The organism is Pseudomonas sp. Marseille-Q7302 (assembly GCF_965111925.1).
The window spans coordinates 3,332,396-3,357,711 of record NZ_CBCOPK010000001.1 but is presented as its reverse complement, the minus strand read 5'-3'; the positions used below and the strand labels follow the sequence as shown (position 1 = coordinate 3,357,711).

Here is a 25,316-nt window from a genome sequence, read left to right as displayed (position 1 = left end):
TGAAGGCGTCTCTATCCCGGTATCCAGAAGGCGGAGCGGCAGTGTCAGCAGTCAACGCGGATTTTGTGCTTTTTCGTGATTTCCTCGAGAAATCCAGCGGGATCCTGCTCGGTGACAACAAGCAGTACCTTGTCTCCAGTCGGCTCAACAAGCTGATGGAGACCGAGGGGATCAAGACGTTGTCGGAGTTGGTGCAGCGCATCCAGATGCAGCCCCGTGGCGGTTTGCGGGAAAAGGTCATCGATGCGATGACGACCAACGAAACCCTCTGGTTTCGCGACACCTATCCCTTCGAGGTACTCAAGAACCGCCTCTTGCCGGAGTTGACGAAGAATACTTTCGGCCAGCGCCTGCGGGTCTGGTCGGCGGCCTGCTCCTCGGGTCAGGAGCCCTATTCATTGTCCATGACCATGGACGAATTCGAGCGCAGCGCGGCAGGGCAGGGGCGTGGCGGCATGCAGATCGTGGCGACCGATCTCTCGGGCGCCATTCTCACTGCGGCGAAGTCCGGTGAATACGATTCGCTGGCGATTGGTCGCGGTCTGTCCCAGGAACGCCTGCAGCGCTACTTCGACGTGTTGCAGCCAAATCGTTGGGCGGTCAAGCCGGCGATTCGCAGTCGGATCGAATTTCGCGCTCTGAATCTATTGGACAGCTACGCCAGCCTCGGCAAGTTCGACATGGTGTTCTGCCGCAACGTGCTGATCTACTTCTCCGCTGACGTGAAGAAGGACATCCTCACCCGCATCCATGCCACCCTCAAGCCGGGCGGCTATCTGTTCCTGGGTGCGTCCGAAGCCCTCAACGGCTTGCCGGATCTCTATCAGATGGTGCAGTGCAATCCGGGCATCATCTACAAGGCCAAGTAGGCCATTGTATGGACATCCCCAAGGGCAGACCCAGGTCTGCCCTTTCTTTTTGCGCCAAAGTTTTGCCGCCCTGGCTCCCGTAGCCGGCAACGGCGGCGGAAAAACCTTGCCGCTTGCGGCCATTCTGACTGCCGCCCTGAGTGGAACCCTTGATTTAGAAGGGTTTTAGAGACTGGCACGGGCCTTGCTAAATCGCTTGCAAGCCACGTCAAAGGTCTCTCGACATGAGCATCAGTTTCGACAAAGCACTCGGGTTGCACGAGCAGGCGCTGAACTTCCGTTCTCAGCGCGCCGAGGTGTTGGGCAACAACATCGCCAATGCCGATACCCCAGGCTACAAGGCGCGGGATCTGGACTTCAGCGCCGTGCTGGCGGAGCAGGCGGCCAAGAATGCCTCCGGGGCTTCCGGACACTATCAGCTGGAAACCACCAACAGCCGCCATATCGCCGCCGAGGGTTTCGACATGGGCATGGGCGATGCCGCGCTGAAATATCGCATCCCCACCCAGCCGTCGGTGGACCAGAACACCGTGGATGCCCAGGTCGAGCAGGCCAACTACGCCGAAAACGCGATGAATTTCCAGGCCAGCTTCACCCTGCTCAATAGCAAGTTCAAGGGGCTGATGTCGGCCCTGCGCGGAGAATAGCCATGTCCCTGAGTTCGCTGTTCAACATCGCCGGTAGCGGGATGAGCGCCCAGAACGTTCGTCTCAACACCGTGGCCAGCAACATGGCCAACGCCGACTCCGTCTCCTCCAGCGTCGATCAGACCTACAAGGCGCGGCATCCGGTGTTCGCTGCCCAGTTCAACGCGGCCCAGGGCGGTGCTTCGCTGTTCGACGACCAGGGCCAGGCCGGTGTCGGGGTGGAGGTCAAGGGTATCGTCGAGGATCCGAGCGAGGTGCAGAAGCGCTACGAGCCCAATCATCCCATGGCGGACAAGGAAGGCTACGTCTATTACCCCAATGTGAACGTGGTGGAGGAGATGGCCGACATGATTTCGGCCAGTCGCGCCTTCCAGACCAACGCGGAAATGATGAATACCGCTAAACAGATGATGCAGAAGGTACTGACCCTCGGTCAGTAAGGAATCGGCGCCATGGCCATCAGTACGACCAACTCCACCGCTCAATCGGTACTCGACAAGTACTCGATCAACAAGACAGGCACCACCGCTGAGACGACTGCCAGCGACGGCAAGAAGGGCGGCAAGCTCGGCAAGGACGAGTTCCTCAAGCTGATGGTCGCCCAGATGAACAACCAGAATCCGCTGGAGCCCCAGGGCAACGGCGAATTCATCGCCCAGCTGGCGCAGTTCAGTACCGTCGAGGGCATCACCAACCTCAACACCAGCGTCGGCTCGATCCTCTCCGGTAGTCAGTCTTCCCAGGCACTGCAGGCGTCCACCCTGGTCGGCCGCAAGGTGATCGTCGATAGCGACAAGGTCAAGGTGGATACCAGCGAGGACTTCAAGGGCGCGCTCAACCTGACGGCGTCCAGCCCGAACGTCTGGGTCAACGTCTATGACACCACCGGCAACCAGGTGAACCGCTTGAATCTGGGGCAGCAAACCAGTGGCCTGGTGAACTTCACCTGGGACGGTACCGATGCCAGCGGCAAGAAGCTGGATGCCGGTACTTATCGCTTCGAGGCCCAAGCCAGTGTGGATGGCAAGACCGAGGCCATGAAAACCAGTTTGCCGGCCAATGTCGACAGCGTGACGCTGGGGCAGAACGGCGGCGAAATGACACTCAACCTTGCCGGCGTCGGCAGCATCGGCATCTCCAAAGTCCAGGCGGTCGGCCAGTAAGGCGCGGCACACGAGAGGAATCCAGCATGTCTTTCAATATCGGTTTGAGCGGCATCAAGGCCGCGTCCAGTGATCTCAACATCACCGGCAACAACATCGCCAACGCCAGCACCGTCGGCTTCAAGCAGTCACGGGCGGAGTTCCAGGACCTGTATGCGGCCTCCGTATTGGGCACCGGCAAGAATGCTCAAGGTAGCGGTGTGCTGCTGGGCAACGTTGGGCAACTGTTCAACCAGGGCACCATCGACTCCACCCAGAATGCCCTGGACATGGGCATCAATGGCAACGGCTTCTTCATGACCAGCAACAACGGCGCCGTCCAGTACACCCGGGCAGGTTACTTCGGTACCGACAAGAACGGTTTCATCGTCGATAACAATGGCTACAAGCTGCAGGGCTACACCACCAATGCGCAGGGGCTGCTGCAGCCCGGCGTGCGCAGCGACCTGCGTGTCGAGACTGCCAGCCAGGCACCCAAGTCCACTACCCAGATCGCTCAGCAGTTCAACCTGAACTCGACCAGTACGCCGCCGACGCTGACGCCTTTCGATCCCTCGGATCCGAAGACCTACAACTCCTCGACCTCGCTGAACATCTATGACAGCCAGGGCAACTCGCACGTCATGTCGCAATACTTCGTCAAGGCGCCGGCGCCGGCGACCAACCAGTGGTCCATGCAGGTGCTGATCGACGGACGCAACCCGTTGGATCCCGGTATCGCCACCAAGACCGCCAACACCGCAGCCGGGGTTGCCGGTGCCACGGCCAACAGTGTCGCCAATGCGGTCAACAACATGTCCGGGGCAACGCCCCAGGTGAAGAACATCGCCAACAACGCTGCCGCGGCGACTGGCGCGACACCGGCGTCGGTAGCTGCGGCCGTGGCCGCCTACGGTACCCAGCCGCAGAGCTTTGGCGTGACCTTCGATGCCGCTGGCAAGCTGAGCAGCGTGACCTCGTCTTCGTCGGGAGTCTCGGTCGATCCGAAGACCAACATCATCACCTTCGCCGCCGATCCCACCGGTTCGAGCGGCAGTGGCTGGATCCCGGCGATCTCCGATGGCGGCAACCCGGCCAACTACAGCTGGAACGGTGCCCTGGGCAATACTGGCGGTTTCACCTTCGATCCGCGGGGCTCGACGCAATTCTCCACCGCCTTCGCGGTGAACAGCGTCAACCAGGACGGTTACACCACTGGGCAGCTATCCGGCCTGGAAATCGACGATACCGGCCAGATCTTCGCTCGCTACACCAATGGTCAGTCCAAGGTGCAGGGCCAGGTGGTCCTGGCCAACTTCGCCAACGTCCAGGGTTTGACGCCCATGGGCAAGACCTCCTGGACCGAGTCCGCGGAGTCCGGTCAGCCGGTAGTGGGAACGCCCCGAGCCGGGACCCTCGGTTCGCTGCAGTCCGGTGCCCTGGAAGCGTCCAACGTGGATATCTCCACCGAGCTGGTCGACATGATCGTGGCGCAGCGCAACTACCAGGCCAACGCCAAGACCATCGAGACCGAGAACGCCATTACCCAAACCATCATCAACCTGCGTTGATGTCGTTTCTCTGACGGCTTGCCGCTTCGGCGTCAGGAAAAGCCTCCCTCGGGAGGCTTTTCTATTTTCAGACTACTGATTTTAAAGGGTTTTAAGCTTTTGGAACGGGGCTTGCTAAAGAACCTCCGAACGCAAGCTTGGCGGCAATCTGCCGCCGTCGGAGGATCAGATGGACAAGCTGCTGTACGTCGCCATGACCGGCGCCAGCCAGAACGAGATGGCCCAGCGCGCCCACGCCAACAACCTGGCCAACGTCTCGACTTCGGGATTCCGCAAGGATCTCGAACAGGCGCGCTCGATGCAGGTGTTCGGCGAGACCATGCCGTCGCGCGTCTACTCCATGAGTGAGCGGCCGGCGACGGACTTCACCCCTGGCGCGCTGCAGGAGACGGGCCGTGACCTGGACGTGGCCATCCAGGGGCCGGGCTTCGTCGCGGTCCAGGATCCCTCCGGCAAGGAGGCCTACGTGCGCACCTCCAGCCTGCAGATCGACCCCCTTGGCATGCTGCGGACCGGCAGCGGTTTGCCGGTGCTCGGCAATGGCGGTCCCATTGCCGTGCCGCCTGCCTCCAAGGTGGAAATCGGTCAGGACGGCAGCATCACCGTGCGCGGTTCGGGCCAGGCAGCCAACGCCCTGGCTCAGGTCGACCGTATCAAGTTGGTCAATCCCGATACCAAGCAGATGGAAAAGGGGCTCGATGGCCTGCTGCACATGAAGCAGGGGCAGGCGGCGCCGCCCATGGATGCCAACGTCTCCCTGGTCTCCGGCTTCGTCGAGTCGAGCAACGTCAATGCGGCGGAGGAGATGACCTCGATCCTGTCGCTGTCCCGCCAGTTCGAGCTGCAGGTAAAGATGATGCGCAGCGCGGAAGACAACGACGCGGCGATGGCAAAGGTTTTGCAATTCTCCTGATAACGGCTAGCGCCGACGTAAAACCGGCACTTCGAGGAATACCAGCATGATGTCGTCACTGTGGGTCGCCAAGACCGGTCTGTCCGCCCAGGACATGAACCTCACCACCATCTCCAACAACCTGGCCAACGTGTCCACCACGGGCTTCAAGCGCGATCGCGCCGAATTCCAGGACCTGCTGTACCAGATCCGCCGCCAGCCCGGTGCCCAGTCCACCCAGGACAACCAGCTCCCCTCCGGCCTACAACTGGGTACCGGTGTGCGCATCGTCGGCACCCAGAAGAACTTCACCGAGGGTTCGCTGCAGACCACCGACCAGCCACTGGACATGGCTGTTAACGGCGATGGCTTCTTCCAGGTGACCATGCCCGACGGGACCATCAACTACACCCGTGACGGCACCTTTCACCTCAATGCCGATGGCCAGCTGGTCACCGCCAATGGCTTCGCCCTGCAGCCTGCCATCGTGCTGCCTGCCGATACCAAGACCTTCACCGTCGGCGAAGACGGCACCGTGTCGGTCACCACCGCCGGCCAGGCCGCGCCGCAGGTCATCGGCAACCTGCAGATCGCCCAGTTCGTCAACCCGGGCGGCCTCCAGGCCGTGGGCCAGAACCTGTTCAGCGAGACCGCGTCCAGCGGCGCGCCTCAGGTCGGTACCCCGGGCTTGAACGGCCTTGGCACCGTGCTGCAGAGCACCCTGGAAAACTCCAACGTGAGCACGGTCGAGGAGCTGGTGAACATGATCACCACCCAGCGCGCCTACGAGATGAACTCCAAGGTCATTTCCACCGCCGATCAGATGCTCGGCTTCGTTACCCAGCAGCTCTAATCCCCTGTGAGGACGCGCTCCATGAAACCTCTATTCGCCGTCGCCCCGCTCCTGGGAGCGCTCGTACTCGCAGGATGCGTAGCCCCGGCCGCCAAACCGGACGATCCCTACTACGCCCCGGTGCTGCCGCGTACCCCGGTGCCAGCGGCGCAGAACAACGGCGCCATCTTCCAGTCGGGGTTCGAGCAGAATCTCTATACCGACCGCAAGGCTTTCCGCATCGGCGACATCATCACCATCACCTTGCAGGAGCGGACCCAGGCCAGCAAAAACGCCAGTTCCGACATCGCGAAGAACACCAAGGCGACCCTTGGGCTGACTTCGCTGTTCGGCGCCAAGCCGAAGATTCCCAATCCGCTGGCCGATGGCGACTTGAGTCTGGACGCCGGTTTCTCCGGTAACCGCTCCAACACCGGCAAGTCCACTGCGGCCCAGGGCAACAGCCTGTCCGGTTCGCTGACCGTGACCATCGCCGAAGTGCTGCCCAATGGCATTCTGGTAGTGCGTGGCGAGAAGTGGTTGACCCTCAACACCGGCAACGAACTCATGCGCATCCAGGGCATGGTCCGCGCCGACGACATCGCCACCGACAACACCGTGTCCTCTACCCGCGTAGCCGATGCACGTATCACCTATTCGGGCACCGGCGCCTTCGCCGATGCCAGTCAGCCGGGCTGGCTGAGCCAGCTCTTCGGCAGCCCCCTGATGCCCTTCTGAGGATGAGCGCCATGTTCAAGAGCCTCATCGCCGCTGCCGCCCTGGCCCTGGTCATGCCCCTGGCCCAGGCGGATCGCCTGAAGGACATCGCCAGCATCCAGGGCGTGCGGACCAACCAGCTGATTGGCTACGGCCTGGTGGTGGGTCTGCCCGGTACCGGTGACCAGACCACCCAGACGCCCTTCACCGTGCAGACCTTCAACAACATGCTGGCGCAGTTCGGCATCAAGGTGCCGCCGGGCACCACGGCGCAGCTGAAGAACGTCGCGGCGGTATCCATCCATGCCGATCTGCCGGCTTTTTCCAAGCCCGGCCAGACCATCGACATCACGGTGTCTTCCATCGGCAACTCCAAGAGCCTGAGAGGCGGCAGCCTGCTGCTCTCGCCGCTCAAGGGTATCGATGGCCAGATCTACGCCATCGCCCAGGGCAACCTGGTGGTCGGGGGTTTTGACGCCGAAGGCCGCGACGGTTCGAAGATCACCGTCAACGTTCCGTCGTCCGGGCGCATTCCCAATGGGGCCACTGTCGAGCGACCAGTGCCGAGTGGCTTCGACCAAGGCAACAGCATCACGCTGGACCTGAATCGCAGCGACTTCACCACCGCCAAACGCATCGTCGACAAGATCAACGAGACACTTGGCGCGGGTGTTGCATCAGCTGTTGATGCCGGATCGATTCGCGTCACGGCGCCGGTGGATCCCAGCCAGCGCGTCGACTACATCTCGATCCTGGAGAACATGGAGGTGGATCCGGGGCAGGCGGTGGCCAAGGTCATCGTCAACTCCCGCACCGGGACCATCGTCATCGGCCAGAACGTCAAGGTCTCGCCAGCGGCGGTGACCCAGGGCAGCCTGACCGTGACCATCAGCGAGGACCCGCAGGTAAGCCAGCCCAATCCCTTGTCGGGTGGGCAGACGGTGGTGACGCCCCAGTCGACCGTCAAGGCCAAGCAGGAGGCCAAGCCGATGTTCAAGTTCGGTCCGGGCACTACGTTGGACGAAATCGTGAGAGCGGTGAATCAGGTGGGCGCGGCGCCCAGCGACCTGGTGGCCATTCTCGAAGCGTTGAAACAGGCCGGCGCCTTGCAGGCCGATCTGATCGTAATCTAAGGAGAGCGGGCGATGGAATCTCGTCTGGGTGGCAACTACGGCAACGTCAAGGATTCGGGGGCCTTCACCGACCTGAATCGGTTGGCCCAGATGAAGGGTAAGGATCGCGACAGCGCGGAAAACGTCAAGAAAGTCGCGGGCGAATTCGAGTCGCTGTTCCTGAACCAGATGCTCAAGTCCATGCGCAGCGCCAACCAGGCGCTGGCGGACAAGGACAGCCCCTTTTCCAGCGAGACCACCAAGCAGTACCAGGACATGTACGACCAGCAGTTGGCCGTCTCCCTGTCCCGGGATGGCGGCGGTATCGGCCTGGCCAATGTCCTGGAGCGTCAGCTGAGCAAGACCGCCCAGCCGTCGACCCGCCCCAATCCCTTCGCTCAGGTTGGCCAGGCGGCGCCCACTGAAGGGCAACTGGCCGCCGGTCGCAACGCCAAGCTCAACGACGTGGCGAGCCATGGCCTCAAGCCGGCGAATGCCGTCGCCGCCGGGCGCGACGATTCCAGCGCGCTCAATTCGCGCCGGCTTGCCTTGCCCGGGCGACTGGCCGAGCGTACCGCCGCCAACATTTCCGGCGCGGCTGAGCAGGGCGCTGCCCTCAAGCAGAGCTTCCAGGAAGTGGCGGCCGCCCAGAGCGCCTGGCGCCAGCAGGCCACGCAACCCGGCAGTAAGCCGGCGGCCGCAACTGAGGCCGTCGCCAGCATGGACAGCACCGCCGCTACCGGCAAGACCCGTTTCCGTACCCGTCAGGAGTTCGTCGACACCATGATGCCCATGGCCGAGGCCGCGGCAAAGCGCCTGGGCGTGGATCCCAAGTACCTGGTCGCCCAGGCGGCGCTGGAAACTGGTTGGGGCAAGCACATGGTCAAGCAGGCCGATGGCAGCAACAGCAACAACCTGTTCGGCATCAAGTCCCACGGCTGGGATGGCGGCAGCGCCCCCGCGGTGACCCAGGAGTTCGTCAACGGCAAGGCGGTGACCGAGACCGCGAAGTTTCGCACCTACGATTCGTTCGCCGACAGCTTCCACGACTACGTGAACTTCCTGCAGAGCAATGATCGCTACGACAAGGCGCTGTCCACCAACGGCAACTCCGAGCGCTTCATGCAGGGGTTGCAGCAGGCCGGTTATGCCACCGATCCGCAATACGCACGCAAGGTGATCCAGATCGCCCGCAACATGAACACCTATCAGACGGTCGCCTCCCTGGGCACCAGTCCGTCCCGCGGTTGAGGTGAGCCATGGCTGATCTACTTTCCATTGGTCTGTCGGGCCTGAGATCCACGCAGAACGCCCTGACCACTACCGGCCACAATATCGCCAACGTCAACACGCCTGGCTACTCGCGGCAGGAGGCCATCCAGCAGACCAACATCGCCCAGTTCAATGGGGCGGGCTATGTGGGTTCTGGCTCCCAAACGGTGGATGTGCGCCGTCTCGCCAGCGATTTCCTCACCAGTCAGGTGCGCACGGCCAACAGCCAGAACAGCGAGCTGCAGGCTTTCAAAAGCCAGATTTCCCAGCTCGACGGCCTGCTGTCCGACAACACGACCGGTATCACGCCGGCGATGCAGAAGTTCTTCGCCACCCTGCAGACCGCCTCCCAGGATCCGTCCTCGGTCCCGGCGCGGGAGGCCGTGCTCGCCCAGGCGCAGGGCCTGAGCAAGTCCTTCAATACCCTGTACGACCAGATCGACAAGCAGAATAGCCAGATCAACGATCAGCTGTCGGCACTCACCGGCCAGGTCAATTCCCTGGCAAAGAGCGTCGGCAGCCTGAACGATGCCATTGCCCGTTCCAAGGCGGCGGGTGCGGCGCCCAACGATCTGATCGATTCTCGCGACCAGGCCATCAAGCAGCTGTCCGGCATGGTCGGCCTGCAGGTGGTCAGTCAGGACGATGGCTCGCTGAATCTCTTCGTGGGGACCGGTCAGCCACTGGTGGTCGGCAGCAACGTCTCGACCCTGGCCGCACAGCCAGGCAACGATGATCCGTCGCGCTACCAGGTCACCCTGACGGCGGGCAGTACCTCGCAGATCATCACCTCGCAGATCAGGGGCGGTGAGATGGGTGGCCTGCTGTCCTACCGGGACACGGCGCTGGACCATGCCTTCAACAGCCTGGGTCAATTGGCGCTGACCCTGACCGATACGCTGAACAAGCAGCTGGGGCAAGGCCTGGACCTGGCGGGCAATGCCGGTTCGGCGCTGTTCAGCGACGTCAACGGTGGACAGAGCACCGGCCTGCGGGTCATGGGGCGGTCGACCAACTTCGGCTCGGCTACCGCAACACTCAACATCACCGATACCGCCAAGCTCAATCCTAGCGACTACCGGCTGGATTTCGACGGCACCAATTTCAAGGCGCTGCGCATCAGCGACAGCACCAGCATTTCCGTAACCCGGAGCGGGACCGATCCGGTCACCCTGACTTTCGCCGATGCCAAGGGCACGGATCAGGGCTTCAAGATGCAGTTCACCGCGTCCGAGTTGAGCAAGGCCCAGGCAGGCGACGTCTTCAGCCTCCAACCCACTCGCCGCGGCGCGGCGCAGATGAGCGTGGATCTTAGCCAATCCAGCCAGCTGGGCTTCGCCGGAACCGCCAAGGCCGCCAGCACCACCAACAACCGCGGTACGGGGGCCATTACCCAGCCCGATCTCAAGAATGCGCCTTCGCCGGTCAGTACCGCTGACCTGGGACGGCTGTTTGGTAATGGCGGCATCAAGCTGAATTTCAGTGCTGCCGCCGGCAACCTGACCGGGACCCTGCCTACCGGTGCGAGCCTGAGTTACGTCTCGCCGTCCACTACCGGCCTGACCTCGGGCCAGACCAATACGCTACGGCTGCAATACACCGACCCGAACACGAACAACAGCTACAGCTACGACTTCAACGTCAGCGGCGTCCCGCAGGATGGTGACAGCTTCACCCTGGGCGCCAACAGTGGCGCTGTCTCGGACAACCGCAATGCCCTGAACCTGGTGGCCTTGCAGACCAAGACCACCATGGGCGGCTATGGCACCACCGGTACCACCTACAACAATGCCTACGGTGGCCTGGTGGAGCGGGTCGGTACCCTGACTGCCCAGGTGCGGGTGGATTCGGCCGCCAGCGAGACCGTGCTCAAGCAGTCGGAAGACAATCGCGATTCCCTGTCCGCGGTGAACCTGGATGAAGAGGCGGCCAAGCTCGTCCAGTTCCAGCAGTACTACGGCGCCTCGGCGCAGGTCATCAAGATCGCCCAGTCGCTGTTCGACACCTTGATCGGCGCCTTCAGATAAGGAACCCGCCCATGCGCATCTCTACCGTCCAGGCGTTCAACAACGGCATCAGCGGCCTGCAGAACAACTATGGCGATGTCAGTCGCTCCCAGGAGCAGATCAGCACCGGCAAGAAGATCCTCACTCCGGCGGACGATCCGGTAGCGTCGATCAAGCTGTTGCAACTGAGCCAGGAAGAGGCGCTCAACGGTCAGTACAACACCGGCATGACCGCCGCCAAGAACAGCCTCACCACCCAGGAATCCATGTTGACCTCCGTGGAGACGGTACTGACGCGTATCCGCGAAATCGCGGTCCAGGCTGGCAACGGAGCCCTCGACCCAACCGACCGCGCGTCCCTGGCCAAGGAGGTTGGTCAGCGCGAAGACGAGCTGATGAACCTGATGAACAGCAAGGACGCCAGCGGCAAGTACCTGTTCTCCGGCTCCATGGGCGACACCCAGCCCTATGTGCGCAATGCCGACGGCACCTACAGCTATAACGGCGACGAAGGCCAGCGCAGCGTGCAGATCGCCAGCTCCACCTTCGTGCCCATCAGCGACAGTGGCAAGGACGCCTTCGAGAACAATTTCAACGCCAATCGGGTGGATACCACCAAGGTGGCGACCAATACGGGTACCGGACGGATCTCGCTTGGCTTGGTGGAGGACAAGGGTGCCTATGACTCGACCTTTCCGGCCAGCGCGCCGCCGGTAGCCAGTGACGGCATCGGCATCCACTTCCTCGATGACAAGAAATATGTCGTCTACGATCTGGCCAAGGCGCCTACGCCCGCTCAATGGGCCACTTACGATCCGGCCAATCCGCCGGCTGGCCAGCTCAAGGCGGACAGCCTGAACAGCACCCAGGAGGCCAGCAAGTTCATCCGCTACGGTGGGGTCAAGGTGCAGATGAATGGTGCCCCGGCTGCGGGTGACGAATTCAAGATCACCCGCGACACCTCCAACGAGAAGCGCAGCCTGCTCAACGTGGTGTCCGACCTGCGCAAGGCACTGGAAAATGGCGACAGCAGCACCGAGGGGGTTTACCAGATCCGCGACAGTGCCGCCGTGGCCCTGAGCAACCTGGACACAGCCTACACCCAGGTCGACGGGGTACGTGGCAAGGTCGGCGCGCGCCTTAACGTCATCGACTCCACCAGTGATTTCATCGCCAACGTCAGCCTGGTCAACAAGTCGGTACAGTCCGATCTCCAGGATCTTGATTATCCTGAGGCCCTGTCTCGCTACGCCCTGCAGAACACCGTGCTGCAGGCGTCGCAGCAGAGTTTCGTGAAGATCGCGCAGTTGAGTCTGTTCAAATACCTGTAAGGCCACCTACCGACTCGCAACCGAGATTGGCCGATTTTTTGCTGCTACTCTTCCGATAGGCTTGTCGCGACGGTTTTCCGCCGCGGTGGCCGCTCGACTCATCGCGAAGGAATAGCAACATGTTTGATGGCCTGTCGATCTTCATCTCGGGTGGTACCGGTTCCTTCGGTCGCGCCTTCGTCAAGCGGCTGTTGAGCGACTACCAACCCAAGCGGGTGGTGGTGTTCTCCCGCGACGAGCTCAAACAGTACGAAATGAGTCAGGAGTTCGACGCGCCTTGCATGCGCTACTTCCTGGGCGACGTACGCGATGAGCAGCGCTTGCAGCAGGCCATGCGTGGTATTGATCTGGTGGTGCACGCCGCCGCCCTCAAGCAGGTGCCGGCCGCCGAATACAACCCTACCGAATGCATCCGCACCAACGTCAATGGTGCGGAAAATATCATCGCCGCGGCGTTGCAGAACGGTGTGAAAAAGGTCATCGCCCTGTCCACCGACAAGGCGGCCAGTCCGATCAATCTCTACGGTGCCACCAAGCTGCTGTCGGACAAGCTGTTCGTCGCCGCTAACAACATCGCTGGCAGTCGCGACACCTCCTTCGCTGTGGTCCGCTACGGCAACGTGGTTGGCTCCCGCGGATCGGTGCTGCCGCTGTTTCGCAAGCTGATCGCCAAGGGTGCCGAGGATCTGCCGATCACCGACGCGCGCATGACGCGCTTCTGGATCACCCTCGACGAGGGCGTGGACTTCGTCATGCGCAGCTTCGAGCGCATGCAGGGCGGCGAGCTGTTCGTACCCAAGATTCCTTCCGCGCGCATCGTCGATCTGGCCACTGCCCTGGCGCCGGAATTACCGCAACGCCAGGTGGGCATCCGACCAGGCGAAAAGCTGCACGAGATGATGATCTCGCGGGATGACAGTCCCCATACCCTGGAATTCGCGCGCCACTACGTCATCACCCCGGCGATGAGTTTCAGTCAGCCCTGTGACTATTCCCGTGATGGCCTGGGCGAGCAGGGTCGTCCGGTCGAGCCAGGCTTCGAATACCTGTCCGACAGCAACCCCGACTATCTGGACGTTGCGGCGTTGCGCCAGTTGGTCGAGCGCTGCCCATGAGTGCCATCCCCTACGGGCGGCAATCCATCAGCGAAGAGGACATCGCGGCCGTTACTGCGGTATTGCGCTCCGACTGGCTGACCCAGGGGCCGATGATCGAGCGCTTCGAGCAGGCGGTGGCACAGCGTTGTGAGGCGATGCATGGCGTGGCCGTATGCAATGCCACAGCCGCCCTGCATATCGCCTGCCTGGCGCTGGATCTGGGCCCTGGCGATCTGCTCTGGACCTCGCCCAATACCTTTGTCGCCAGCGCCAACTGCGCGCGCTATTGCGGCGCCGATGTCGACTTCGTCGATATCGATCCGCACACCCTCAATCTCAGCGTCCCGGCGCTGGCTACCAAGCTGGACATTGCCGAGCGGGCAGGGCGCCTGCCGAAGATCCTGGTCCCAGTGGCCTTCACCGGCCAGAGCTGCGACATGGCCGCGATCCAGGTCCTGGCGCGGCGCTACGGCTTCAAGGTGATCGAAGACGCTTCTCACGCCATAGGCGCGCGTTATGCCGGCCAGCCCGTGGGCTCCGGTGCCCAGGCCGATATCACCGTGTTCAGCTTCCACCCGGTGAAGATCGTCACCACCGGCGAAGGCGGGCTGCTCACCACCAAGGATGCCGCATTGGCAGAACGCCTGCGGCGACTGCGAAGCCACGGCATCACCCGCGACCCGGGGCTGCTGCAGGACCAGGCACAGGGTGGCTGGTACTACGAGCAGCTGGAGCTGGGCTTCAACTATCGCATGACCGATATCCAGGCCGCTTTGGGGCTCTCGCAACTGGAGCGCCTGGTGCCCTTCATCACGCGCCGGCGCGCGTTGGTCCAGCGCTATCGCGAGCTGTTGGCAGAAGTGCCGGTCGGCCTCATCGGCGATCAGGCCGGAGCCGAGTCGGCCTGGCACCTCTTTCCTATCCGGGTGGATGGGGGCCAGCGCGCTCACGTCTTCGCCGGGATGAGAGCCGCCGGTATCGGCGTCAATCTGCACTACATTCCCGTGCATCTGCAGCCCTATTACCGCGCCCTGGGTTTCGCGCCTGGTGATTTTCCAGAGGCCGAGCGTTACTACGCCCAGGCCCTGAGCCTGCCGCTGTACGCCGACCTGAGCGAGGCGCAGCAGGATAGGGTGGTTCAAACGCTGGCCACCCTGTTGAACTAGAGGAGAGAGTAATGCGAGAGATGACCGCCCAGGAGCGCTTCTGGCAGGGTGAATTCGGTGACGCCTATGTCGATCGCAACGCCGGCGCTGCGGCCGTGGCCAGCAGCCTGGCCTTCTTCGGCCGCGCCCTGGCCCGTGGCGGCACCCTGGATAGCGTCCTCGAGCTGGGCAGCAACCGTGGCCTCAATCTGCAAGCCTTGCGGGCCCTGTTGCCCCATGCCCAGCTGCAGGGTGTGGAGCTCAATGGCAAGGCCTGTACCCTGGCGCGGGCACTGGAAGTAGCCGAGATCTGGGAAGGTTCGCTGTTCGACTATGCCGTGACCGCGGCTTTCGACCTGGCCTTCACCAAGGGGGTGCTGATCCATTTGCCACCGGATCTGCTGCCGGCCGCTTACGACAAGCTGTACCAGGCCAGCAAGCGCTTCATCCTGGTTGCCGAGTACTACAATCCGACGCCGGTGGAGGTGAGCTATCGCGGCCACGCCGAGCGGCTGTTCAAGCGCGACTTCGCCGGTGAGCTGCTCGACCGCCATGCCGACCTGCGGCTGCTGGACTATGGCTTCGCCTATCACCGCGACCCGCTGTTCCCGGCCGATGACATCTCCTGGTTCCTGCTGGAGAAACAGGCGTGACCGCCATCGCCATCATTCCGGCCCGCGGTGGCAGCAAGCGCATCCCCCGCAAGAACATCAAGACGTTCCATGGGCGGCCCATGATCGCTTACTCCATCCGGGCCGCTCTGGACAGCGGACTGTTCGCCCAGGTGATCGTCAGCACCGACAATGCCGAAATCGCCGAGGTGGCGCGAGCGTGTGGCGCCGAAGTACCCTTCATGCGTCCCGCCGCCTTGGCCGATGACCATGCCGGTACCGTCGAGGTGATCCAGCATGCGGTGGGTTTCCTATGCGAGCAGGGCGAGGTCTTTACCTACGCCTGCTGCCTGTACGCCACCGCGCCCTTCGTCACCCCGGAGTATCTAGCGCGGGGTCTGGAGTTGCTCGAAGAGCATCCTGACAAGGCCTATGCCTTCACCGTGACCGACTTTGCCTCGCCGGTGCAGCGGGCCCTGCGCCTGCGTGCGGATGGTGGTGTTGAATCCCTCTATCCGGAATTCTATGAAACCCGTTCCCAGGATCTGGAACCCGCCTTCCACGATGCCGGCCAATTCTATTGGGGACGCACTGAAGCCTGGGAGCAGGGCGCGCCCCTGCATGCGCCGCACTCGTTGCCGGTACGCCTGCCGCGCCATCGGGTGCAGGACATCGATACGCTCGATGATTGGCAGCGAGCTGAGCTGCTGTATGAGGCTCTGCTGACCGACGTGGAACGCTCATGCACATCCTGATCAGATGCGATGCCTCGCTGTCGCTTGGCTCAGGCCATGTGATGCGCTGTCTCACCCTGGCCGACGCTCTGGCTGCGGTGGGTTGCAAGGTACATTTCGCCTGTCGCTCCGGCCCGGGGGACCTGCTGGCGCTGGTCGCCAGCCGCGGTTATGAAGCTCATGCGCTATCGGTCCCGGACCGACGCAGCGACTTTGAAGCAGCGTTGCCCTGGCAGGAAGATATCGAGGCACTCTGGAAGGCATTACCAGCGGAGCTGGATTTTGCCTGGTGCGTGGTGGATCACTATGGGCTCGGTCACGAATGGGAGACCGCCGTACGTCTGCGAGCTCGGCGAGTCATGGCCATTGATGACCTGGATACTCGTCGCCATGCCGTCGATCTGTTTCTGGACCAGAATCTCTCGGCGCAGATGCGGACTATTGCCTTGCCGGAAGTGGCACATGTTCTGGCGGGGCCTCGTTTCGCCCTCTTGCGACCGGCCTTCGCCAATCCACGTCCGGAGTGCCAGGGCCCGATCAAGCGTGTCTTGGTCAGCTTTGGTGGTGTGGATGCGGCCGGGGAGACCCTCAAGGTTCTGACTGCCCTTGCCGACCTTTCCGAGCTTCAGGTGGATGTCGTCGCCGGGCCGGCCAATCCTCATTGGATCGAACTCGTCGAACGCTGCAGGGGACGTCCGACCTGGCGGCTCTGGCAGCATGTCGAAGACTTCGCTGGCCTGCTACGGAAAGCTGATCTGAGCATAGGTGCCGGCGGCGGCACGGCTTGGGAGCGGGCCTGCCTGGGTATTCCCAGTCTCTGCGTCTCTCTGGCGCCCAATCAACGCGCCAATGCCGAGGCCCTGGCGGTTGCCGGGGCCCATCTGTACCTAGGCGATGCAGCGCAGGTCAGTGTCGCGGCCTATCGTGCGGCCGTGCAGACGCTACAGGCCAGTCCAGGCCTCCGACAGAGCCTGGCGGCCCGAGGCAGGGCGCTGGTGGATGGCCGGGGCGCTACCCGTGTAGCGACGGCGCTGTTGGGTATGGAGTTGCATCTGCGTACGGCGACGTTCGAGGATGCACAGTTGCTTTTTCGTGGCCGCAACGCCGAGCGGGTGCGACAGGCCTCCGTCAATACCGATCCTATCGGCTGGGAGCAGCATCAGGACTGGCTGCGACAGGTGCTGGCCCAGCCTGAGCGGCGGTTGCTGCTGATCGCCGAAACGCTCGATGGGCCTGTTGGCGTACTTCGCTACGACCGTCAACGGAGGCAGGGGGCCGAGGTCTCTATCTACCTACTGCCCGAACGCCTTGGTCAGGGTTGGGGAGAGCACCTGCTGCGGTGCGGCGAGCAGGCTGTTCAGCGTCATTGGACCGATCTGGAATCCATAGAGGCACAGGTGCGTCCAGGCAACCTAGCCTCTCTTCAGCTTTTCCAGCGCGCAGGTTTCCTGCTGCGTGATCATCACCTTCAGCTTTCTCTGCCGAGAATCTCATCATGACTGCCTTGCGTATTGGTAACCGGCCGGTAGGGCGCGACGCCCCGCCTTTCGTCATAGCCGAAATGAGCGGTAACCATAACAAGTCCCTGGACCGGGCACTGGCTCTGGTGGACGCCGCAGCCGACGCGGGGGCCCATGCCCTGAAGCTGCAGACCTATACACCCGATACCATGACCCTGGATCTGGACGAGGGCGAATTCCATATCGGTGATCCGGCCAGCCTTTGGGCCGGGACCTCGCTCTATCGGCTCTACGGTGAAGCCCATACGCCCTGGGAATGGCACGAGCCCATCTTCCGGCGCGCCCGCGAGCGTGGCCTTGAGGTGTTCTCGACACCCTTCGATGCGTCCTCTGTGGACTTCCTCGAGTCCCTCGGCGTCCCGGCCTACAAGATCGCCAGCTTCGAGAACGTCGATCTGCCGCTGATCCGGCGCGTCGCCGCAACCGGCAAGCCGCTGATCATCTCCACTGGCATGGCCAGCCTTGCCGAGCTGCAGGAATGCGTGGAGGCCGCCCGTTCGGCCGGGTGTCGTGACCTGATCCTGCTTAAATGCACCAGCACCTATCCCGCCAGTCCGGCCAATACTCACCTTCGTACCATTCCGCACATGCGCGAGTTGTTTGGCTGCGAGATCGGACTCAGCGATCACACGCCAGGCGTAGGCGCGGCAGTAGCCGCCGTAGCGCTAGGCGCGAGCGTGGTCGAGAAACACTTCACCCTGTCCCGGGCGGAAGGCGGCGTGGATGCGAGTTTTTCACTGGAGCCTGACGAGCTCAAGGCCCTTGTGGCGGAGACCGAGCGTGCCTGGCAGGCATTGGGGCAAGTGCATTACGGACCTACGCCCGACGAACGCAAGTCGCTGGTTTTCCGCCGCTCGCTCTATGTGGTACGCGACATGGCAGCTGGCGAATCCTTCAGCGAGGCCAATGTCCGCGCCATCCGTCCCGGCCTGGGCCTGGCGCCCAAGCATCTGGAGCGGGTCCTGAATAGCGTCGCTCGAGGACCGCTCAAGCGGGGCCAGGCCCTGGACTGGCATCACCTCCAGGAGCGCGATCAGTAGTGCCTGTGTTTACGCCAGGACATGCTGGTGACGTCCATTCTGTGAAGGTGCGCAGTGATCTGGCGCTTTACCGGCGTCGGCCTGGCTGAGGCTGAAACCTTTTTCTTTGGGAGACGGTGTCAACCATGACCCTCCAACACGTACCCAGCCAGCCACTCCAGGACTGGACCACGACCGACCTTCCGCTTTCCGACGGTCCCTGGCTATTTGGTAATGCGGGTATCGATCGGCTGCGGCAACAGGTGGAGGATGCCTTCGCCCTGCGCTATCTGCATCCCGGTAGCGAACCCTGGCGGCTGAGCGCCGAGCAGTTATCCATACCCACAACCCATAACCTGCAAGCCTATGCCGCGCTGCCGGTCGATGTGCCGGCCGAGCAGCGCTGGAGTAAGTATGCCGCGGCCCTGGAAGAGGGCGGTCGACTGGTCCTGGATGTACGTCCTGTAGAGCACTGGCAGAGTTTCGGACGGCGACTGGCAGCTAAGGATCCGCGAACGCCGTACTGCAGTGTCAGCGAACTGATCAGCCAGTTGAGCGCGCAGGGCCTTGCGGTCATTGCCGTCGAACCCTATGCCGGGCTCTGGGACAACGCCTGGCTCTATCGCAGTCTGAATCACAGACACAAGTGGCGCCGTCTACTGTCCTGGCTCGCCAGCGATGAGCCACTGTTGGCCTGGGCGTTGCGTCTGGAGCAGGAGGTCTTCGCCAGGCTGGCACCGCGGGCCAGCGGGCGCTGCCTGATCGCTGCGGAAAAATGCGCCGTGCCGGTAGATCCCGGCGCGGTATTGCAGCAGCTAGCCCAGCGCGAACAAGCCTTGCGCGATCCCCTGGACCTGGTGCCAGGTACGCAGGTGCTGGCAGCGAGTCAGGCCGAAGTCACCGCCTCTTTTCGTGCCCAGCAGGGGTTGCTCATGCTCGGTGAGGTATTGCAGCGGCATTATCCGCAGCTGGACTGGCTGGCCCTGCTGCCTACGCCTGCGGTTCGACAACTGCAGGAGTGGCAGGCCGCCGAAGCGATCGATCAGCAGGCCATGACGATCCTGGAAGCCTGGGCATATGGCTCTGGCGAGCAGGAGGAACTGTTGCGTGGCCTCGATTACTCCCTGATGACGCCGCTGTTGCTGCAGTATTTTCCGGCACGGAGAACGCCCTCGTGAAAGCCCCGGCCATCGTCGCCTTCCTCTGGGACAATCAACTGCCGGTGCTGAGGGAGTTCTTCCGCCGGCACGGTCCCTTGACCCTGATCACCCTGTCTCCCTATGTCTCCCAGGGGCTGCTGGATCTGGTGAGCGACGCCGGCAGCAAGCTCTTCGTACTGGATCAGGAGCTGGACGATGCTGGCGTCTTCGCCGTTCAGCGTGATACCTACGACTGGCATGCCCGACTGCAGCTCTGGTTCGACCAGGGCCCCCCGGCGCGCTTGCACAACGAAGACTGGTCCGCGCTGCGCACCCTGATCGATGCCCGCCTGCAAGCCGAGTTGCCCACTGTGGTGACGCTGCTGGAAAGCCTTGCCCGCGTGCAACGCGACTACCGACTGAGCCTGATACTGGGCAGCGAAGACGTGATGCTCATCGCCAAGGTGACCATGCTCTGGGCGCGCACCCAGGAAATTCCCTCCCTGCACCTGTCCCATGCCCTGGCCCTGAACGATCCCTACACGGTGCATGGGCGACAGGTCGCCGACATCACCGCCGTCTATGGCCAGCGTGGCCTGGAGGGCTATCTGGATTATGGGGTGCCGCCGGAGCGCCTGAGGGTCACTGGCAACCCGGCCTGGGATGGCATTCCCGAACGATGTGTCGCCCGAGCGGAGCATGCGCAGGCCCTGCGCGCCAAGCACGGTCTGCGCGCCGAGGAACCCATCGTGGTGTTCGGCACCACCTGGGCTAGCGGTCATAGCGCCCATGGTGATCAGGCCATCTTCGAACGGACCGTGGCGGCCTTCATCGAGGCCTGCGAGACGTTGTTCAGTGCGGGACTGACCTTCAATCCGGTGATCAAGGATCGGCCACCCAACTTCCAGTTCGGCGAGACGCGAGTAGGGGAGCTGTTACGCGAACGCAAGGCCGATCCGGGCCGCTATTTCTATCTGGTCGAGGATGGTCCGCTGTGGCCGGTGGTCGCCGATGTGCTGATCGCCGTGGATTCCAATTACTGCGTGGAAGCCCTGCTGTGCGGTACCGCCGCCATCAATCTGCGGCATCCCGGCAATATGCCCTTCGGACCCTGTTACGCAGCCGAGGCCGGTATCGCCGACGTCGTTGCAGCGGAATTGCCCGAGGCACTGGGCCACTTGCTGCGTGACCCGGCCGCCCGGGCACGCCAGGTCGCCGCCAGCGCGCTCCATGCTCCCTACTACAACGTCGCCCAAGAGGGCGATGCCGCTCGACGCGTAGCGCAACTGATGGGCGAGATGGCCGTCGGTCTGGTCCCCCGGCTGCTGGCCTGGCTGGATGCCCGGCTACCCATCACGGCGGAGCGCGAGGTGTTGAATGGCCCGCTGACCAAGCTGGGTCGCGGCCGGCAGCTGTTGGGTATCCTGATTCTCGATGATGACCAGGACGATGCCGCAGTACAGCGGACCCTGAGCAGCCTGCAGCAGGCCCTGGGTGCGGCCTGGACACCGGTGGTTATTAGTACCGCGTCCCCACCCGCTACCCTGGAGGCCGGTATGGAATGGCTATCGGTAGGGGCAGGGGAGATCATGATGGCCGCTGCGGCCCGGATGCTGGAACAGGGCCCGACCCGCTGCGACTGGTGGCTGACCGTCATGGCCGGCAGTGAATTCACCCGTAGCGGTCCGCTGCTGTTCACGTCGACGCTGGCGCGTCTGCAACTGCAGGATCCCGAAGGTGCATTCAGCCACGCCTGTTTCGCCGATGAACTACAGCGCTCGGTCGAAGGTGCCATCGGCGCCTGCTTCCGCCCCGATTTCAACCTGGACCTACTGCTGAGCTTTCCGGCGCTGTTCGGACGCCACTGGGCGGTACGCCAGCAGAGTCTGCTGGCGATTGGTGGTCTGGAACCGGCTTATGGGATAGCCGCGCCGCTGGACCTGGTGTTGCGTTTGATCCAGCGCCATGCCGGTGCCGGTATCGAGCATCTGCCTGAGGTCCTGCTGGTCGCGGATGCCCCCGCCTTGACCGTGGAACCGGGGGAACAGGTCGCTCTGGAGCAACACCTCCAAGCGCGTGGTTATCCGGCCGCCCGGGTCGAGGCCTTCCTGCCGCGGCGCTATCACATCGTTTATGGCCACCAGGCGACACCGAGCGTGTCGGTCATCATCCCGGTGCAGGATGAGTTGGAATACGTCCAGCGCTGCCTGGACAGTCTGCTGGAGCAGACACGCTACCCCCATTTCGAGGTCCTGCTGGTCGACTGCAGTAGCCGCCACGCGGCGACCCGCCGCTGGCTGGATGACCTGGAAGCCTTGGATGCAGAACAGGTCAAGGTCTGGCGCTTTGACGGTGAGCCAAATCGCTCGGCGCTGATCAACGCCGTGGCCCAAGCCAGTTCAGCCGCTTTCCTACTGCTGCTCGAACCCACCTGTGTGGTCGTGCAGGCGGATTGGCTGGAAATCCTGCTCGATCAGGGGCAGCGGCCGGAAGTCGGCGCCGTCGGGCCACGGATCTGCGACGCCCAGGGACAAATTCTCGAAGCAGGCATGTTGCTGGGCCTGGACGATGCAGCCAGTGCCGCTTTCGCCGGAGAAGACCTGCAGGCTCCGGGGTATCTGAGCCGGCTGCATTTGGTCCAGGATTACAGCGCCCTCGGCGCGACCTGCCTGTTGCTCAGGCGCGAACTGATCTTGGCGCTGGATGGCTGGGATGGGGAGCGCTTTCCACTGGCCTATGGCCAGGTGGATTTCTGTTTGCGGCTGCGGCAGGCGGGTTATCTCAACGTCTGGACCCCTCAGGTGACCGTCGTTCAGGATGGCCTGGATGCTGCCGCCGTCGATCAACAGCGCGCAGTCGAGCGCGAAGCGCTGCAGGAGCGCTGGCTATCTGTGCTGGCGCGTGATCCGGCCTATAACCCTCAACTGTCTCTGGCTGGCAGCGGCTTCACCTTCGAATACGGCACCCGACGCCTGCAGCAGGCCGTTCTGCCGCAGATTCTGGTCTGTCCCGCTGACGAGGCAGGCTGCGGCCATTACCGGGTACGACAGCCGCTGATGGCGTTGCGCGATGCCGGCCGGGTGGAAGGGCTGATCTGCGCCCAGCATCCGACACCCCTGGAATTGGAGCGCTTCTCGGTCGATACCCTGGTCCTGCAGCGGCAGATCACCGATGACCAGCGGGACAGCCTGCGCCGCCTGCACAAGCTGTCGCGCACCTTCACGGTGTTCGAACTGGACGACTATCTGCCCAACCTGCCGCTCAAGAGCGTGCACCGCGCTTCGATACCCAAGGACATCCTCAAGGCGCTGCGTCAGGCCGTTGCGACCTGTGATCGCCTAGTGGTCTCCACGCCAGCGCTGGGCGTTGCCCTGACGGGTATGAATGCCGATATACGCGTCGTACCGAACTTCCTGCCTCCACGTTGGTGGGCGGGGCGGCAGCCCCAGCGTAGGCAGGGACGCAAGCCGCGGGTGGGCTGGGCGGGGGGCAGCAGCCATACCGGCGATCTGGAGTTGGTGGTGGATGTTATCCAGGCGCTTGCCGATGAGGTGGAGTGGGTCTTCTTCGGCATGTGCCCCGACCGGCTCAGGCCTTATGTGCACGAGTTCCATCCGGGGGTCTTCATCGATGACTACCCGGCCAAGTTGGCCAGCCTGAATCTTGATCTGGCCATCGCCCCACTTGAAGACAACGTGTTCAATCGCTGCAAGACCAATCTGCGGCTGCTCGAATACGGCGCCTGCGGTTTCCCGGTGGTGTGCTCGGATATAGAGCCCTATCAGGGCGACCTGGCGGTCACCCGGGTGCGCAACCGATTCAAGGACTGGTGCGATGCCATCCGCGGTCAGCTGGCCGATCTGGATGCCACCGCAGGGCAGGGCGATCTGCTGCGTGAGCAGATACTCGGGCGTTGGATGCTGGAAGGCCAGAATCTGGATGTCTGGCAGGCTGCGTGGCTCCCCGGTTGATCACCGAGATGAAAAGTGCGCTTCGCCATTAAATAAAACGGCTCTCCCGTCGATAACCTGGATGTCACTCTCCGGCGTTTGATCACTGTCAAGTGTCTGGCGAAGAAAATCGCCAAACACCCTTAAAGTTCTAGCGACAGGCGCCGATAAACAAGATGAATGCGAAATACAGGGGCGTCTGAGCAAGCAGGTCCCATTCGCATGCTCAGGCACACAAGGTTCAACTGGAGACGCCACCATGGCACTTACCGTCAATACCAACATCCCTTCCCTGAACACCCAGCGCAACCTGCAGAACGCGTCCAGCTCGCTGGCCACTTCCATGCAGCGCCTGTCCACCGGTAGCCGTATCAACAGCGCCAAGGACGATGCCGCCGGTCTGCAGATCTCCAACCGTCTGACCAACCAGATCAACGGTTTGAACCAGGCGACTCGCAACGCCAACGACGGTATCTCCCTGTCGCAGACCGCTGAAGGCGCCATGCAGCAGTCCACCAACATCCTGCAGCGTATCCGCGACCTGGCCGTGCAGTCCGCCAACGGCTCCAACAGCGACGCCGACCGCTCCGCCCTGCAAAAGGAAGTGACCGCGCAGCAGAACGAACTGACCCGGATCGCCCAGACCACCACCTTCGGCGGTCGCAAGCTGCTGGACGGCTCCTTCGGCACCACCAGCTTCCAGATCGGCGCCAACGCTTACGAAACCATCGACGTCACCCTGAAGGACACCTCGGCTACCGCCCTGGGATCCAACCAGGTTGGTAGCGGTGCCAGCACCAGCGCAGGCAGCGTGGTTGCCGGTAGCGGTGGTGCTCTGACCACCAGCGGCAAGATCACTCTGGTGGGCGGCGGCAAGAGCCAGGACGTCAACTACAAGGCTGGCGATTCCGCCAAAACCATCGCTGGCGCCATGAACGGCCAGATCCCTGGTCTCGCCGCCTCGGCGCGCACCGTCCTGACCGTGACCGACAGCATCAGCAGTGGTTCGGCCAACATGAAGGTGACCGTGGGCGGCAACTCCCTGGACCTGGTCGGTGTGACCAGCACCAAGGACATTGCTGACCAGCTCAACGCCAACGCCGCCAAGCTGGGCGTCACTGCCAACTACGACAGTCAGTCCAAGAAGTTGACCATTACTTCGGCCACCGGTGAAAACGTTACCTTCGGCAAGGATACCGGCACCGCTGCAGGCGCTATCACTGTCGCCTCGCAGAAATCCGACGGTACCTTCAGCTCGGGTGTCGATGTGCGGGCCAACGGCGGCCAGGGCATGGGCTACGTCAAGCTCGATTCGCCTACCACCTTCGCCATGACCGGTGACACCGCCAAGCTCTTCGGTGACACCAAGTCCTCGCTGAGCAAGGTCTCCGACGTCGACATCTCCACCGCTGACGGCGCCCAGAAGGCCCTGTCCGTGATCGACCAGGCCCTGGCCAACATCGACTCCCAGCGCGCTGACCTCGGTGCGGTGCAGAACCGCTTCGACAACACCATCAGCAACCTGACCAACATCTCGGAGAACGCCACCTCCGCCCGTAGCCGCATCAAGGACACCGACTACGCCGCGGAAACCGCGAACCTGTCGAAGAACCAGGTGCTGCAACAGGCTGGTACCGCGATCCTGGCTCAGGCCAAGCAGCTGCCGCAGTCGGTTCTCAGCCTGCTCCAGTAAGGGCAGAGATCGGTCTA

At 62.9% G+C, this 25,316-nt stretch carries 21 protein-coding genes; all 21 read left to right on the top strand.

Translation table 11 applies throughout. The features are described 5' to 3' along the window. Positions 1-41 precede the first annotated feature (41 nt). The 21 genes from cheR to ACWPW1_RS15545 all read left to right on the top strand — a co-directional run bounded on the left by cheR (position 42) and on the right by ACWPW1_RS15545 (position 25,299). Positions 42-869: a protein-glutamate O-methyltransferase CheR gene (gene cheR / locus ACWPW1_RS15645; protein WP_026083954.1), complete on the top strand. Its 828-nt coding sequence runs from the start codon at positions 42-44 to the stop codon at positions 867-869. 224 nt (positions 870-1,093) lie between these two features. Beyond that, positions 1,094-1,516 carry a flagellar basal body rod protein FlgB gene (gene flgB / locus ACWPW1_RS15640; protein WP_271655516.1) on the top strand — a complete coding sequence of 141 codons (423 nt, stop codon included), beginning with the start codon at positions 1,094-1,096 and terminating at the stop codon, positions 1,514-1,516. Positions 1,517-1,518: 2 nt separating this feature from the next. Next, positions 1,519-1,956 (top strand): flagellar basal body rod protein FlgC, encoded by a 438-nt coding sequence (flgC, locus tag ACWPW1_RS15635; RefSeq protein ID WP_017642009.1) that lies wholly within the window; start codon positions 1,519-1,521, stop codon positions 1,954-1,956. A gap of 12 nt (positions 1,957-1,968) precedes the next feature. Continuing rightward, positions 1,969-2,679, top strand: coding sequence for a flagellar hook assembly protein FlgD (gene flgD, locus ACWPW1_RS15630; protein WP_059315610.1), 711 nt, complete (start codon positions 1,969-1,971; stop codon positions 2,677-2,679). 26 nt (positions 2,680-2,705) lie between these two features. Continuing rightward, complete coding sequence (locus tag ACWPW1_RS15625; RefSeq protein WP_434774616.1) at positions 2,706-4,229, top strand: flagellar hook-basal body complex protein; 1,524 nt, start codon at positions 2,706-2,708, stop codon at positions 4,227-4,229. 169 nt (positions 4,230-4,398) lie between these two features. Further along, positions 4,399-5,142, top strand: coding sequence for a flagellar basal body rod protein FlgF (locus tag ACWPW1_RS15620; RefSeq protein ID WP_017642012.1), 744 nt, complete (start codon positions 4,399-4,401; stop codon positions 5,140-5,142). Between the two features lie 46 nt (positions 5,143-5,188). After that, positions 5,189-5,974: a flagellar basal-body rod protein FlgG gene (flgG, locus tag ACWPW1_RS15615; RefSeq protein WP_017642013.1), complete on the top strand. Its 786-nt coding sequence runs from the start codon at positions 5,189-5,191 to the stop codon at positions 5,972-5,974. Between the two features lie 21 nt (positions 5,975-5,995). Beyond that, on the top strand, positions 5,996-6,691 hold the full coding sequence (gene flgH / locus ACWPW1_RS15610; protein WP_059315608.1) for a flagellar basal body L-ring protein FlgH: 696 nt from the start codon (positions 5,996-5,998) through the stop codon (positions 6,689-6,691). Positions 6,692-6,702: 11 nt separating this feature from the next. After that, positions 6,703-7,803: a flagellar basal body P-ring protein FlgI gene (locus ACWPW1_RS15605; RefSeq protein WP_017642015.1), complete on the top strand. Its 1,101-nt coding sequence runs from the start codon at positions 6,703-6,705 to the stop codon at positions 7,801-7,803. A 12-nt stretch (positions 7,804-7,815) separates the two neighbouring features. Further along, positions 7,816-9,033: a flagellar assembly peptidoglycan hydrolase FlgJ gene (gene flgJ / locus ACWPW1_RS15600; protein WP_434774615.1), complete on the top strand. Its 1,218-nt coding sequence runs from the start codon at positions 7,816-7,818 to the stop codon at positions 9,031-9,033. Between the two features lie 8 nt (positions 9,034-9,041). Continuing rightward, a complete protein-coding gene (gene flgK, locus ACWPW1_RS15595; RefSeq protein WP_434774614.1) occupies positions 9,042-11,081 on the top strand; it encodes a flagellar hook-associated protein FlgK in 2,040 nt (679 codons plus the stop codon). Positions 11,082-11,092: 11 nt separating this feature from the next. Further along, complete coding sequence (gene flgL, locus ACWPW1_RS15590) at positions 11,093-12,391, top strand: flagellar hook-associated protein FlgL (protein WP_323147792.1); 1,299 nt, start codon at positions 11,093-11,095, stop codon at positions 12,389-12,391. Between the two features lie 119 nt (positions 12,392-12,510). Then, entirely contained in the window at positions 12,511-13,506 is a 996-nt protein-coding gene (gene pseB, locus ACWPW1_RS15585; RefSeq protein ID WP_313649364.1) for a UDP-N-acetylglucosamine 4,6-dehydratase (inverting), read from the top strand. After that, the gene (gene pseC / locus ACWPW1_RS15580) at positions 13,503-14,654 is read left to right on the top strand and encodes a UDP-4-amino-4,6-dideoxy-N-acetyl-beta-L-altrosamine transaminase (protein WP_434774613.1); all 1,152 of its coding nucleotides are present in this window, start codon (positions 13,503-13,505) and stop codon (positions 14,652-14,654) included. The genes pseB and pseC overlap by 4 nt, the downstream gene beginning before the upstream one ends. 11 nt (positions 14,655-14,665) lie before the next feature. After that, on the top strand, positions 14,666-15,286 hold the full coding sequence (locus ACWPW1_RS15575; protein ID WP_434774612.1) for a pseudaminic acid biosynthesis-associated methylase: 621 nt from the start codon (positions 14,666-14,668) through the stop codon (positions 15,284-15,286). Continuing rightward, complete coding sequence (gene pseF / locus ACWPW1_RS15570) at positions 15,283-15,999, top strand: pseudaminic acid cytidylyltransferase (RefSeq protein ID WP_434774611.1); 717 nt, start codon at positions 15,283-15,285, stop codon at positions 15,997-15,999. The genes ACWPW1_RS15575 and pseF overlap by 4 nt, the downstream gene beginning before the upstream one ends. Then, entirely contained in the window at positions 15,987-17,477 is a 1,491-nt protein-coding gene (pseG, locus tag ACWPW1_RS15565; RefSeq protein ID WP_434774610.1) for a UDP-2,4-diacetamido-2,4,6-trideoxy-beta-L-altropyranose hydrolase, read from the top strand. The genes pseF and pseG overlap by 13 nt, the downstream gene beginning before the upstream one ends. Further along, a complete protein-coding gene (gene pseI, locus ACWPW1_RS15560; protein ID WP_434774609.1) occupies positions 17,474-18,538 on the top strand; it encodes a pseudaminic acid synthase in 1,065 nt (354 codons plus the stop codon). Before pseG ends, pseI begins: the two co-directional genes overlap by 4 nt. Positions 18,539-18,663: 125 nt before the next feature. Then, positions 18,664-19,695, top strand: coding sequence for a hypothetical protein (locus ACWPW1_RS15555; protein ID WP_454253366.1), 1,032 nt, complete (start codon positions 18,664-18,666; stop codon positions 19,693-19,695). Beyond that, a complete protein-coding gene (locus ACWPW1_RS15550) occupies positions 19,692-23,627 on the top strand; it encodes a glycosyltransferase (RefSeq protein WP_454253365.1) in 3,936 nt (1,311 codons plus the stop codon). The genes ACWPW1_RS15555 and ACWPW1_RS15550 overlap by 4 nt, the downstream gene beginning before the upstream one ends. A gap of 238 nt (positions 23,628-23,865) precedes the next feature. Continuing rightward, entirely contained in the window at positions 23,866-25,299 is a 1,434-nt protein-coding gene (locus ACWPW1_RS15545; protein WP_434774606.1) for a flagellin, read from the top strand. The last annotated feature ends 17 nt before the right edge of the window (positions 25,300-25,316 follow it).